5 protein-coding genes are annotated in these 15,339 nt (G+C 62.3%); 3 read left to right on the plus strand and 2 right to left on the minus strand.

The features are described 5' to 3' along the window. Positions 1 to 173 precede the first annotated feature (173 nt). Both proP and PMI23_RS18095 read left to right on the plus strand, forming a co-directional pair. Positions 174 to 1,676, plus strand: a complete 1,503-nt coding sequence (proP, locus tag PMI23_RS18090; protein ID WP_007913302.1) for a glycine betaine/L-proline transporter ProP — start codon at positions 174 to 176, stop codon at positions 1,674 to 1,676. Between the two features lie 127 nt (positions 1,677 to 1,803). Further along, positions 1,804 to 2,397, plus strand: a complete 594-nt coding sequence (locus PMI23_RS18095; protein WP_007913304.1) for a hypothetical protein — start codon at positions 1,804 to 1,806, stop codon at positions 2,395 to 2,397. On the opposite strand, the gene PMI23_RS18100 is transcribed toward PMI23_RS18095, so the two are convergent. Together PMI23_RS18100 and PMI23_RS18105 are read right to left on the minus strand one after the other, a co-directional pair. Continuing rightward, complete coding sequence (locus PMI23_RS18100; protein WP_007913305.1) at positions 2,398 to 2,964, minus strand: hypothetical protein; 567 nt, start codon at positions 2,962 to 2,964, stop codon at positions 2,398 to 2,400. Position 2,965: 1 nt separating this feature from the next. Beyond that, positions 2,966 to 3,754 (minus strand): DUF2092 domain-containing protein, encoded by a 789-nt coding sequence (locus PMI23_RS18105; RefSeq protein ID WP_007913308.1) that lies wholly within the window; start codon positions 3,752 to 3,754, stop codon positions 2,966 to 2,968. Between the two features lie 251 nt (positions 3,755 to 4,005). Between PMI23_RS18105 and PMI23_RS18110 the strand changes: the two genes are divergently transcribed. Continuing rightward, entirely contained in the window at positions 4,006 to 15,318 is an 11,313-nt protein-coding gene (locus PMI23_RS18110) for a VCBS domain-containing protein (protein ID WP_007913310.1), read from the plus strand. Positions 15,319 to 15,339 lie beyond the last annotated feature (21 nt).

Here is a 15,339-nt window from a genome sequence, read left to right on the forward strand (position 1 = left end):
CGTGGGAACGATCAAAAGATCGCAGCCTTCGGCAGCTCCTACACAGGTGCGTCAGGAAAAAAAGCGCCGAGCAGTGAATTATTTCGTGTCCTCATGTATCTGAGCCAAAGAGTACGCGCCATCAAAAAGATGGCATCTACGCGGCACGATGGATCAGCAAAGAGAAGACCCGGATGAAATCACGCAAGAAAACCGTCAAGCCGATCGGCCTGAACGACATCACCATTGTCGACGACGCCAAGATGCGCAAGGCGATCACCGCCGCCGCACTGGGCAATGCCATGGAATGGTTCGACTTTGGTGTCTACGGCTTCGTCGCCTATGTGCTCGGCAAAGTGTTCTTCCCCGGCGCCGACCCCGGCACGCAAATGATCGCCGCGCTGGCGACCTTCTCGGTGCCCTTCCTGATCCGGCCGCTGGGTGGCTTGTTCTTTGGCGCTCTGGGCGACAAGTACGGACGACAGAAAGTCCTCGCCGCGACCATCGTGATCATGTCGCTGAGCACCTTTGCCATCGGCCTGATTCCGTCCTATGCCTCGATCGGCATCTGGGCACCGATCCTGCTGTTGCTGGCAAAAATGGCGCAGGGCTTCTCGGTGGGCGGTGAATACACCGGTGCTTCGATCTTCGTCGCCGAATATGCGCCGGACCGTAAACGCGGGTTCCTCGGCAGTTGGCTGGACTTCGGCTCGATTGCCGGTTTCGTCCTCGGTGCCGGCGTGGTGGTGTTGATCTCGACGACGCTCGGCGAAGCCAAGTTCGAGGAATGGGGCTGGCGCCTGCCGTTCTTCCTCGCCCTGCCGCTGGGCATGATCGGTCTCTACCTGCGTCACGCCCTGGAAGAAACCCCGGCGTTCCAGCAGCACGTCGAAAAGCTTGAGCAAGGCGATCGCGAAGGCCTCGCCGGCGGACCGAAAGTCTCGTTCAAGGAGGTCGCGACCAAGCACTGGCGCAGCCTGATGACCTGCATCGGCGTGGTGGCGGTGACCAACGTTACTTACTACATGCTGCTCACCTACATGCCGAGTTACCTGTCGCACAACCTGCACTACAGCGAAAACCGGGGCGTGTTGATCATCATCGCGATCATGGTCGGCATGCTCTTCGTGCAGCCGGCAATTGGCTTTATCAGCGACAAGATTGGCCGCAAACCCTTCATCGTTGTCGGCAGCATCGGCCTGTTCATTCTGGCGATCCCGGCGTTCATGCTGATCAACAGCGGCAAGATCGGGTTGATCTTCGCCGGCCTGCTGATGCTGGCCGTGTTGCTGAACTTCTTTATCGGCGTCATGGCCTCGACCCTACCGGCGATGTTCCCCACGCACATTCGCTACAGCGCGCTGGCAGCGGCTTTCAACGTTTCAGTGCTGATTGCCGGTCTGACGCCGACCGTGGTCGCGTGGCTGGTCGAGAGCACCAACGATCTGTACATGCCGGCGTATTACCTGATGGTCATCGCCGTGGTCGGTCTGGCCACCGGCGTGACGATGAAGGAAACCGCCAACAAGCCGTTGCGTGGCGCTGCGCCGGCCGCCTCCGACCTTGAAGAAGCGAAGGAACTGCTGCAAGAACACCACGACAACATCGAGCAGAAAATCGAAGACATCGACACCGAGATCGCCGCGCTGGAAGCCAAGCGCAAAGAACTGGTGCAGCAGCACCCGCGGATTAACTGATTCCGCGCAACCATCGCAAACCCGGCACTGGCCGGGTTTGTGCCATCTGCAGCACGGGCGCCGCGGCGCTCATTCCTTTTTTATCAGCTAGCCTTGAATCCGGTCGCACGTCATTCAAGGAGCCGTCATGTTCAAGTTCATCAAGACCACCGTGATCGGCGGGCTGTTGTTCATCCTGCCGCTGGTGCTGATCGTCGTGCTGATCGAAAAAGCCATCCACTTGTTGCGCGGGCCGGTCGAGAAGTTGTTGCCGATGTTCAAGGGCTATGACGTCGCGGGCGTGACACTGGTGAGTGTGGCGACATTGTTGGGTCTGATCGTGCTGTGTTTTCTCGCCGGGCTGCTCGCACGCACCTCAGCGGCAGCGCGGGCGATGGAAGCCACTGAAAACAAGCTGCTCAGCAACTTGCCGGGTTACCAGTTGTTCAAGGACACCACGGCACGCTTTGCCGGGCTGGAAAACGAGGACGGTTCCAAGGTTGGGATAATTGCCGAAGGCGAAGGTTTTCGGCTGTGTCTGATCGTCGAAAGCGTGGACGACTGGCTGACGATTTTCATGCCCGACGGAGGTCCGGCCGGCGGCACCGCCGGTGAAGTGCGGCTGGTCCCGGCCGCACACGTCATTATCACTGACCTGTCGTGGCTGACCCTGGCCACCGGGTTGCGCCGTGGCGGCCGAGGCATGCTCGCGCAGATGCAACCCTGGGTGCCGAAAGCCTGATCAAGGCGCGTTGACCACCACATACGTCACATCACTGCCCTGATACTGAGGCTGGTACCAGGTCGAGCCGCACTGCATGTAGGCGACGTTGTAGCGAATCACCTGCACGCAACTGCTGGGCATTTGCGCCGGGGTAAAGATCGCGCCCACCACCGCTGCCGTGACCGCCACGGTGGCCGTCACTGCCGCCGCCGTCGCTACCGGATGGTAGTGATCGTCGTAGCCATAACGGCCATGGCCGTCGACATCAATATCGACATCGCGACTGTTGTCGATGTTGACGTTGCGGTTGCCGTTGTTGACGTACCTGCGATTGCCGACATTGTTGCCGGCGTTGACCCGATTGCCCGAATTGACCCGATTACCGGCATTCACGTGATTGGCGCGTTGCGGCGCATTGATCCGCTGCGCCCGTTGCGCGTTCGGCGCCGGCGCGCGGTTGACGTTGGCGCGGGCATGGCCCTGAGCGCGTTGCCCCCGGGCATTGGCTTCGGCGACATAACCGGCGGTCAGCAGCGTGGCAGCGGCCAGCGATAACAACAGACTCCACGTTATCGACTTGTTCATGTCACTGCCCTCCCTGATCACTGGCTTTTTTAAACGCAATCGCCACATCGCCTTTCCCCGGTTTGAAGGTGAATTGCGTGTCCGGAATGGTCGGCTTGAGGTTCCACTGATACACCGCGCTGTACTCGGGAAAGCTCTTATCGTCGGTGGTGGTGATCACCAGTTTGCACGGCAAGGGTTTGTCGGAGCGGGTCAGCCACAACTGCCAGTCAATACCTTCCTGGCGAAACGCCAAATGATCACAGAGCTGGCCCTTGATGACCGACGGCCCTACGTACAGTGCGGCTTTCAAGGCATCGATCTGCGCCTGATCACTGCCGAACAGAAACAGGTCCTCCATCGGCACCTGCACACCGTAGTAGCTCTCGACCTTGTGCAGGGTTTCCGCGACGGTGGCCGGCGCATCAACGGTGGTGTAGTACTTCAGGTACGGCGAATACTGGGTGAGCTTCTTGCCGTTATAGAAGAACTCGCGAGTGCGCACATCGCCTTCGCTTTTCGCATACAAACGATCGTGGCCGACTACTTTCAGGGTGTTGGCGGATTCGGTCTTGATCTTCTGCCCGGACTCCAGAACCGTGTCGCGCGAGACTTGGGCATCGACCTGAAATTTCGGCAGGCTGCGCAGGTAATTGCCCATGTCGATCAACTTGTCGACCACTTGCGGATTGATCAACGGCGCATCGTCCGTGGCCTCGGCAGCGGGCGCAGGCGGCGGGTCTTCAGCGCGGGCTCCCGGCGCGAGCACCAGCGTGAACATCAGGCAGACAATACTGGCTGGGGCTTTCATCGGTTGCGCTCCTGTCCCTGCGTTGGGCGTTGCGCCGCATGGGCGACTGACTGACCAGCCTAGACCTCACCCTTGCTGTGCGCCAATACGCACAGACACACCGCGCATTGATGGCAATAGGCTGTTATCGCGCCCCGTTGCAAGTCCCTGAAGTTCGCTGGAAAAGCGTAAGAAACGTCCTACGCTGAATTTGTCCGTCGCCCGGCGTCGGTACTCATTGGATGGATTCAGCAGGCAGTACGAGGCCGATCATGCAAGGTTCACGCAATGGATTGTCCGGCGCCCATTGGCGCCCGCAACGTCAGTCACTGGCGTTGGAACCGAGAATTCTGTTCGACGGCGCCGCCGCTTCGGCGGCCGCCGATCAACATCACAGCGATCCCGCCGCGCCACCGGCCGCCGTGGACGCCCAGGTTCCTCACAGCACGCCCACCGAGGGCCGCGCCAGCGAGCCAGCACCCTCTGCTGCACGCAGTTTGCTGGTGATCGACAGCCGCATTGAAAACCGCGATCAACTGGTCGCGCAGTTGCCGGGTAATGTCACCGCGATTGTGGTGAATGTCGGCGAAGACGGTCTGGCGGCGATCTCTGCGGCGTTGGCGCAACTGGGCAAGGTCGATTCGATCCAGATCATGTCCCACGGCGCCTCCGGGCAATTCACCCTGGGCAACCGCACGGTCAGTTCGGACAACATCGACTCGCTGGGCAAGACCCTCGGACAATGGCGCAACAACCTGACCCAAGGCGCGGACATTCAGCTCTACGGTTGCGATGTCGGCGCCGGTGCGGCCGGGCAAACCCTGGTCAGCGAACTGGCACGCTGGACCGGCGCCGATGTCGGCGCCTCCAGCAATGACACCGGCAGCAGCAAGGCCGGCGGCGACTGGACCCTGGAAACCCGCGTCGGTGACCTCGACAAGAGCATCGCCATCAGCAGCCTCGCGATGGCGCATTTCGACGGATTGCTGGCCGATGCCGCGCCGACCGCGACGGTGTCCACCGGCGGCAGCGATGTACTGCTTGGCGACCGTTTCACGTTTACCGTGAACTTCAGCAACACCTCGACCCAGGTGGGTTACGCGCCATTCATCAACCTGGCGATGCCGGTCACCGGCAAGGATGGCGACGACGGCGTCAATTTCATTTCGGCCACCTACCTTGGGCAAAACCTCATCAGTCACGTGGTGACCTTCGATGCCAATGGCAACGCCACGCATCCACTGGCCAAAGACGCCAACGGCAACTTCCTGATCATCAACGCCGCCACCTACGGCATGCGCGCCGGCGACAAACTGGTGGTGATCGAGTTGCCTTTCGCCAGCGTCACCAACCAGCAACCGGTGATTGGCGTGCAGATCACCGCCAGCCTGAGCAATCTGGCCGACACGGCGTTTTCCAATGGCAGCCCCGACCTGACCATCCGCGCCAGTGGCGGCTTCGAATTCGGCAATGACGCGCTGGACAACCCGACCAACGATCCGAGCCTGATCCAGGCCGGCACTGCGGCTTTCGTCGTGCACCCGACGGTGATTACCGTCAGCGAAACGATCAATACCCCGGAAGGCGAAACCGCCACCGGCCCCAACTACGTGCGCACGCTGACCCTGTCGGCGACGCCCGCGCCGGGCCAGACGTTGAGCAACGTCGTCGTCACCCAACCCCTGCCCGACAACATCCAGGTCAACTCGATCACCCCCGGCGCTGGCGGTCGGCTGACCTCGATCACCCTGCACGACGGCACCGTGGTAACCAATGCTGCGCAAATCGCTGTGCTGATTGCGGCCAACGACGTCTACATCAATTCGTTCACCGTGGAGTACGCCAGCCTCACCGGCAAGACCGACACCGTGGTCGCGTTCTACGTGCCGGAAGTCGACGCCAACGGTCAACCGGTGATCAACCCGGTCACCGGCGACGCGGTGACCGTGACCCTGGGCCCGCCGACGGCTTCCGGGCAATGGGTGCCACTCGATCCTCGCGACGTCACCGCACCGAACACCACCATCGATTTCAGCGGCACAGGCCAGAGCACACAGTTCATCGCCAAATCGATCACGCTGCTGAAAACCGCAACGATGCAGAACGACATCGGCCACAGCGGCATCAGCCCCGGCGACACCCTGCAATACACCCTGAACCTGGCGATTTCCGACTACTTTGCCTTCGGCAAGGACTTCTTCAACGAAGGCCAACTGGTCATCCGCGACCAACTCAGCGATGGCCAGACCCTCAGCGGCACGCCGACCCTGACGGTGACGATCAACGGTGTCGCGCAGACCATCACCCTGGTCACCAGCGTGGTGAACAATGCCGACGGCAGCACCTCGATGGTGTTCGATATCGCCCAGTCGCTGCGCAATGCGTTCAACAACATTCGCGGCTGGCTCAATGGCGACCTGGCCTTCGACGACACGTTGCAGGGCGCCGTGGTCGCGGTGTTGAGCTATTCGGCCATCGTCGGCCAGACCTACAAGCCGCCTTCAGGCAACCCGCACCCGGACATCAACGAAGGTGACGAACTGGGCAACACCGCCACGGTAGACGGCACGCTGTTGGTCGATCGCTTCAACCTGACGGGCGAGAGCGAAACCGATGGTTCCACCACCACCAGCGTGATCCCTACCAGCAACGTCGATATCAATCTGGTCGAGGTCAATAACGGCGCACCGCCGGGCAACGGTGAACTGCGCCCCGGCGATGAAGTGACCTTCGAGCTGAGCTACGACTTGATCACCGGCGACTACGAGCAGTTCAAACTCACCGCGTACCTGCCGCTGCCGCTGTTCAATGTCAGCGGGATCACCTGGGGCTCGGGCAATGATGTCGGCCAGTGGGCGCTGGGGGCGGGCAATACCAATGCCGGCGGCGTGGTCAGCGTCACCAGCGCCGACGGCAACTCGGTGGTGTTCGATTTCGGCAGTTTTGCCACCAACACCACCACCGGCAGCCGCATCGTCATTCGCTTCACGGTCCGGGTCGGCGATCAGCCATTTGCCGACCAGCGCTCGCTCGACGTCCTCGCACAATCGAGCCAGCAGACCACCCTCACCGACCGCACGCTGATTTCCTCCGACGTTGTCGCGATCGTGTCGGTCGCCGAGCCGGTGCTCAATATCAAGCACGGCGTGGTGTCCGGTTCCAACGGCACGGTGACCGGCACCAGCGGCAGCTGGAATCCGCCGGGCAGCACCGGCAAGCCGTTCAATGGCAACGTCACCGACCTGTCGGCGGTCGACGGCAACATCAGCAATATCGACGGCGCCGACCGTTTGCGCCTGGTCACGGCGATTGAAAACAGCGGTGGTGGCGGCGCATTTGACGTCAGCACCAGCATCACCCTGCCCTCTGGCTTGAGCTTTGTCGGCGGCAGCCTGGCGGCGGCCAACCTGCAGATTTATCGCGGCGACGGCACGCTGCTGGTGTTGGGCACCGACTACAGCGTCAGCGGCAACCAGATCACCTTTCTTGATGCGGGTGGCCAGGCCAGTCTGTTGGCCGGGCGCAGCGGCACGGCGGCCGATACCAGCGGCGCCAACGTCGTGGTAATCAGCTATGACGTCGTGGTCAGCGCAACCATTGAGGCCAGTCGCAGCCTGCAATCCACCGCGACCCTGAGCAATTACGCCAGCGTCAACGGCGGTACCGATTTCACCCCGACCGACCTCACCGATCTGGCCAGCCAGCAGATTGCCGCGCCGGTCATCAGCAAAGTCTTTGCCGACGGCACACTGGACAATGGCGACTCCAGCGCCAGCCACACCAATGGCAGCGATCTGGTGGTCGGCGAAAGCATGCGCTACGACATTGTCATCACCCTGCCCGAAGGCACCACACAAAACCTGCGCATCGAAGACCTGATTCCGCCGGGCATGCGCCTGGACACCAGTTTCAACGGTGGCCTTGGCTACCAGATCATCACCACCCGCGCCGGCAGTGGCGCGCTCGGCGCCGATTTCGCCGGCAGCGTGCTGGTCGGTGGTTTCGCCGGGATCGGCGGTACATTGGGCAGCGACGGGGTCGATGGACGCTGGACTTTCAGCGTTTCCAGCGTTTCGGCGGACAACCAGACCGGCAACAACACCTTCGTGATTCGTCTGCAACTGGTGGCCAACAACGTCATTGCCAATCAGGCCAACGTCTCGCTGCAGAACAATGCACAGTTGGTTTACAACGACCCGGATGGAGACACGCCGAACGGTGCGGTCACGCTGGATCGCAACGTTGCCCTGAGCGGTGGCCAACCCACCGTGACCCTGCGCGAACCGACCTTGCAGATCAATCAGGTGATCACCTCGACCTCGGGCCTGGGCGGTTATGACCAGGGCGACACGGTGACTTTCAATATCACCATCACTAACGGCAATGGCAGCACCGATTTCAGTGCGTTCGACATCAGTTTCCTCGACACCCTGCCGACCCAGCTCAGCAACGTCACGCTGGTCGGCGTGCTGTATCAGAACGGCGCCACCAACAACGGCGGGGTTGCCTTCGAAATCGTCGGCGGCCAGTTGCGCACCGCCAGCGGCGCCAATATCGACATCGCCAAGGGCGGCAGCATCGTTTTGCAACTGCGCGGCATCGTCAACGCCAGCGCCGCAGCGTTATCTAACATCGCCAACGTCGCCAGCGTGCAATGGACCAGCCTCGACGGCGGCAATGCCGGCGAACGTACCGGCGTTGATGGCGTGCTCAATGGCGGCACGCTCAACGATTACCGTAACCTGTCGACTTTGTTGATTCCTGTGGCTCAGGCCATCGAAATATCCCGTGTCGGTGGCCTGCCGGACACGGCGGCGCCGAACCCGACCTCCGCAACCGTCGAACAAGTCACCGTCGGCGAAGTGATTCGCTACCGCGTGGTGGTGCTGGTGCCCGAAGGCAACAACCCCAACTATCAGGTGCAAATCACCCTGGCCAACGGCTTGCAGTTCATCTCCCCGGATGCGCTGGTCAATGCCCTGCGCATTGCGTTCATTTCCAACGGCGGGCTGACCAGCGACGCCAACCTGATCGTCGGCGGCACGCTGAATATCGACGGCAACGAAAACAGCCCCGAGGCCCTGCCGATCACCGCCGACCTGTCAGGTCTGGCGCCGCAAGGCATCTTCGACCCCAGCCGGCTGACCGTCGTCACCAACCCCGATGGCAGCCAGGTTGTGACGTTCAACCTCGGCAACGTGGTCAACGGCAATGGCAACGACGACGATCTGGAAGGCATCTCGATCGAGTTCAACGTGCGTGTGACCAACATCGCCGCCAACATTGCCGGCGCGCAACTGGCGGTGACCGCACAGGAAATCGTCAACGGTGCCGGGCGTGCGGTCAGTGACACGGTGTTTGAACGGGTGGTCGAGCCGAGCTTCAGCGGCCTCGACAAGCAGATTGTCGCGTTCAACCCAAACCCTGCCGGCAGCACCGGCAACGCGACGGTGCAACTGAGCTTTACCCAGAACGGCGGCCTGCCGGCGTTCGATGCGCGCGTCAGCGACGGCTTTGCCGGCGGCAGCAATTACACCCTGCTCAGCGTCAGTATCAATGGCGTGAGTTACGGCCCGGGCAACCTGCCGGCGGGAATCAGCTTCAGCACCAGCGGCGGTTTGAGCGTCAACTTCGATCAACTGAATGTCGGCGCGCAGATTCAGGTGCGCTACTCGGTCGACTTGCCGAACTCGACGATTATCGCCAGCAGCAACGCGACACTGACCTGGAGCAGCCTGCCCGAAGACTTCACCAGTTGGGGCGGCAACAGCGTCGGGGTCGATGGTACCGCCACCGGCGAGCGCGACGGCAGCGCCGTCGGCCCGAACCAGTACATTTTGCGCGACACCGCCGGGCTTGGCGTGATCACCGGCACCTTGTGGAACGACACCGCCAGCCCGACCGCCAGCGCCACACCGGACGGCGCCGGTCTGGCCGGGCAAATAGTGACCCTGACCTGGGCCGGCGCCGACGGCCGCCTCGACACTACTGCCGACAACCTGCAATTCACCACCACGACCGATGCCAACGGCCAGTACCGCTTCGGCGTGTTGCCGCTGGGCGTGTTCCGTATCGATGTGCCCGCAGGGTTGGTCAGTTACCCGCAACCGGTGGGCGATCTGCGCGTGCGCGTCGACAGCGATGCCGGCACTCTCGGCCAGATCACAATCACGTTGGGCGATGCCGACACGCAAAGCGCCAACGCCGGTTACGTCGAACAGAACGACGCGCCGGTCAACACCCTCCCCGGCACGCAAAACGGCCTGGAAGACGTGGTGCTGAATATCGGCGGCATCAGCGTTGCCGATGTCGATGCCAGCCGTGATCCGAACGTCAACGACCGCGCCATCAGCGTCATTCTCACGGTCACTCACGGGACACTGTTCCTCGGCGCGACAGTGCCGGGCGTCACGATCAGCGGGGCCAATACTGCGAGCATGACCCTGACCGGCAACCTCGCCGATATCAATACCGCGCTGGCCAGCCTGCGTTATCTGGGCAATGCCAACTTCAACGGCACCGACACCCTGACCGTGCTCAGCAACGATCGTGGCAACTACGGCGATGCCGATGGCGACGGTATTCCCGGCACGGCCGCCGATGCGCTGACCGACACCGACACCCTGCAAATCGTCCTCGCCGCCGTCAATGACAACCCGGTCGGTGTCAACGACAGCGCCACGGCACTGGAGGCAGGCGGCAGCAACAACGCTTCCGCTGGTATCGACCCACGCGGCAATGTGCTGAGCAATGACACCGACGTCGACATCGCCACCAACGCCGACCAACTGCACGTGGTTTCGGTCGGCCCCGGCGCCGGCATTCAGACGCCGGTGCTCGGTGTCACCGTGATCAATGGCCTGTACGGTCAGTTGGTGATTGGCAGCAACGGTTCGTACCAATATGTCGTCGATAACAACAATGCGGCCGTGCAGGCCTTGCGCGTGTCGGGCCAGACCTTGCAGGACAACTTCAATTATGTGCTCGCGGACCTTGCCGGTGAGACTTCGACGGCCACGCTGACTGTCACCTTGCAGGGCGCCAACGATACGCCGCAGGGCATCGACGATGACGGCGTGGCCGTCGAGGCCGGCGGTGTCAACAACGGCACACCGGGCAGCGATGCCACCGGCAATGTGTTGAACAATGATCAGGACGTCGACAGCGCCGCCAATGGCGAAACCCGCACCGTGACCGGCATCCGCCCGGTGGCCGAGGCCGGTTCTGGCAACTTCACGGCTGTCAGCGGCGCTACGGCGATTGCCGGGCTCTACGGTACGTTGACCATCAATCCCGACGGCACTTACAGCTATGTGGTCAACAACAGCAACGCCACGGTTCAGCGGCTCAGCGCCGGCCAACAATTGGTCGAGTTCTTCAGCTATCGGCTGACCGATACCGGTGGGCTCGACGATGTCGCGCAACTGCGCATCGTCATTCAGGGCGCCAATGACAACCCGGTTGCCAGCGATGATGCGGCGTCGGCACAAGCCGCGTCGAGCAATGGCGCAGCCTCGGAAAGCAATCCGAGCGGCAACGTGATTCAGTTCCCCAGCCGCCCCGGACCGATCACCCAACCCGGCGGCAACGGCGTCGATCAGGACGTCGATGCCAATGACCAGCCGAGTAGCCAGTTGCTGGTCAATGGCGTGATCAACAAAAGCGAAGCCAGTTACAACCCGGCCGTCGACGTGCTGAGCGGTGTGGCCACCGGCACCACCTCAGCCAACGGCACCTTGGTGACAGGCCTTTACGGCACCTTGCGCATTGGCGCCGATGGCTCGTTCTTCTATGACGTCGACAGTACCAATGCAGCGGTCCAGGCCTTGGCGCCAGGGCAGACATTGACCGAGTTCTTCACCTACCGCGTGACCGACACCTCCGGCCTGACCGACACCGCGCAACTGGTGATTACCGTCCACGGCGTCAACGATCCACCCGTGGCGCAAAACGTCATCGCCGTTGCCACCGAAGCCGGCGGGATCAACAACCTGACGCCGGGCGTCAACCCTTCGGGCGACGTCACGGCCAACGATACCGACCCCGATGGCGACCCGTTGACGGTCACGCTGATCAAGTCCGGCGCGAGCGGCGATCCGGGCACACCAATTGCGGTGAATCTCGGCGGCACGGTGATTGCCGGGCTGTACGGCACGCTGACGATTTTCCCCGACGGCAGCTACGTCTATGAAGTCGACAACAGCAACCCTGACGTTCAAGCCTTGCGCCGCAGCGCCGATCTGCTTTCCGAGCGCTTCACCTACACCGTCAGCGATGGCGTCGGTGCTACACCGCAAACCGACACCGCGGAAATCATCGTGCTGATCCGCGGGCAGAACGACAACCCGCTGGCCAGCGATGATTCCGGCGTGGCTATCGAGGCCGGAGGCCTGAACAACAGCCAGCCCGGTCAGGACCCGACAGGTAACGTGCTGGACAACGACACTGACGTCGACGGCGGCGAAATCCCCGGCGATCTGCCCAATTACGACTATGGCGAGACCCGCGCGGTGTCCTCGGTGCGCACTGGCAGCGAAGCCGGAACCGGTAACGCTGGCGTTCTCGGCACCGAATTGCGTGGCACTTATGGCTGGTTGACGCTGAATGCCGACGGCAGCTACAGCTATCGCCTCGACAACAGCATGGCCGCCGTGCAGGCCTTGCGCGCCGGCAATACGTTGCTCGATGCGTTCAGCTACGAGGTGATCGACGCCGCCGGCGCCGGTGATCGTGCGACGTTGAACATCACGATTCAGGGACGCAACGACACCCCGGTCGCGCAGAACGACAGCAACACCGCGGTTGAGGCCGGCGGCTTGAACAACGCCACGCCAGGCACCAATCCGAGCGGCAACGTGCTGAGCAATGACAGCGATGTCGACGGCAACGGCGAAGTGCTCAGTGTCATCGGGATCAATCAAGGCTCGTCGGTGGGCCTGATCGGCAGCGGGTTCAATGGCACCTACGGCGTTCTCACCCTGAACGCCGATGGCAGCTACAGCTATGTGGTCGATAACCTCAATCCGCTGGTCCAGGCGCTGCGCAACAATGCCGACACCCTCACCGAAACCTTTACCTATCAGATCCGCGACCTGGCCGGCGCCACCAGCAGCGCGACGCTGACCATAACCGTGCGCGGGGCCAACGACAACCCGATCGCCAGCAACGACAGTGCCGTGGCAGTCGAGGCCGGCGGAACGTTCAACGGCACACCCGGGGTCAACCCAAGCGGCAATGTGCTGAACAACGACAACGATGTCGATGCCAACGACGCCAAACTGGTCACCGGCATCCGCACGGGCAGCGAAGCGGCCGGCGGTGCCTTCACCACCGTTGCCGGCGCACAGACCTTCAACGGTTTGTACGGCACGCTGACCGTCAACACCAACGGCACTTACAGCTACGTGGTCAACAACAACCTCGCCGCCGTGCAGGCGCTGAAAGTCGGCGATTCGCTGGTGGAAACCTTCACCTATCGCCTGCGCGACATCGCCGGGGCCACCGACACTGCGCAACTGAGCATTCGCATCGACGGCGCCTGGGATGCGCCGGTCGCGGCCAACGATACCGTGCTGGCCGTGGCGGACAACGGCAAGGGCAATGGCGTGAACCCAAGCGGCAACGTGCTGCCCAATGACACCGACGTCGACCAGGGTGACAGCAAGACCGTCACCGGCATTCGTTTCGGCACGGAAGACGCCGGCGGCAGTCTGGCCGGGGTCACGGCTGGCACCGACAACAGCAACGGCACGCTGATCAACGGACTCTACGGGCAGTTGATCATAGGCGCCGATGGCAGCTTCACCTACAACCTCGATTCGAACAATGCGGCGGTGCTGGCTTTGGGGCCGCTGCAATTTCTCAATGAGCGCTTTACCTATCAGGTCAGCGACCGTGGCGGGCAGAACGATCTGGCGGAAATCCACATCATCATTCGCGGGCGCAACATTGCACCGGTGGCCAACACCGACACAGCGACGGCGATCGAGGCCGGTGGCAGCAACAACGATCAACCCGGTCTCAACCCCGGCGGCAATGTGCTGGACAACGACACCGATGCCGAAAGCGATCCGCTGTCGGTGATCGGCATTCACACCGGCACCGTCAACGCTATCGGCGCGGTCGGCAGCGTCGGCACCTCGTTGCGCGGTTTGTATGGCGACTTGCTGATCAATGCCGACGGCAGCTACACCTACACCGTCGACAACAACCTTGCTGCCGTACAGGCCTTGCGTCAGAGCGGCCAGACCCTGAATGAAGTGTTCACCTACACCATCGTCGATCGCTGGGGCGACACCAGTACCGCCGAATTGCGCATCACCGTCGATGGCCGTAACGACACACCAGTCGCCACCGATGACAGCGCCACGGCGATCGAAGCCGGAGGCGTCAACAACGGCACGCCGGGCAGCAACGCCACCGGCAACGTGCTGGACAACGATACGGATGTCGACAGCGTCGCCAATGGCGAAGGCAAACAGGTGCAAAGCGTCAGCAATCAGGCCGGCCAGTCAACCGGTGCCGGACAGGTGTTGATCGGTCTCTACGGGCAACTGACGCTGAATGCCGATGGCAGTTACACCTACGTCATCGACAACAACAATCCCGTGGTGCAGGCCTTGCGCACTGCGGGCGAAACCCTCAGCGAAACCTTCACCTATCGCATGCTCGACGCGGCGGGCGCGACCTCGGACGCACGGCTGACGGTGGTCATTCAGGGCGCCAACGACGCACCGGTCGCGCAGAATGACAGCGGGTTTGCCAGCGATCAGTCCCCTGCCCCGCAAACCACCGGCAACGTGCTGCCCAACGATGGCGACATCGACGGCAATGACAGTCTGGTAGTGGTCGGCGTACGCACCGGTGCTGAAGCCGGTTCCGGCACGGAGGGCCTGATTGGCCAGCCGATCATTGGCTTGTACGGAACACTGGTACTGAACGCCGACGGCAGCTACACCTACACCATCGATCAGAACAACCCTTCCGTACTCGCCGCCGCCGGCCTCGGGCAGATTCTGCGCGACGTGTTCACCTACACGATCAACGACCGTGCTGGGGCCAGCGATCAGGCCGAACTGGTGATCACCCTCGACATCGCCACGCCGTTCATACCGGCACCCGGCGGCAATAACTTCGAGCGTGATCCGAACACTTTGAACCGCAACTTGCTGATTCCTGATCCACAGCCGGCAATCTTCGTCACCCCGGTGGTCGAGCGCGCCGCTGAAATCTCCGAACTCTCGGCCTGGGGCGTCGATGGCAGCAACCTGCGGCTGGCGGCGGTCGGCGAGTTCACCAGCGAATCAGTGGGCAACGGTCTGGGCCTGGTGCCGGGGCAATTCGTCGCGCAAGCGGTGCGTACCAGTCGCCTCGAAAGCGAACTCGACCTGCTGTGGATTCAGGGGCGTCAGGGCCGCACCGGTTTGAGCGCCGATGGCTTGTTGAGCGACCCGTCGCTGTTCACCTTGAACCCGGCGGACCTGACGCACAGCCCGGCACACGCAGAAAAGCCTCATGAAAAACCCCGGGCCAAGGGCTTCAGCGCGCAATTGCGCGATGCAGCGCAGCGGCGCACGCCACGGTAAAGCGGTCGACCTGAAGAAAAA

This window comes from Pseudomonas sp. GM24 (assembly GCF_000282235.1).
GTDB lineage: Bacteria > Pseudomonadota > Gammaproteobacteria > Pseudomonadales > Pseudomonadaceae > Aquipseudomonas.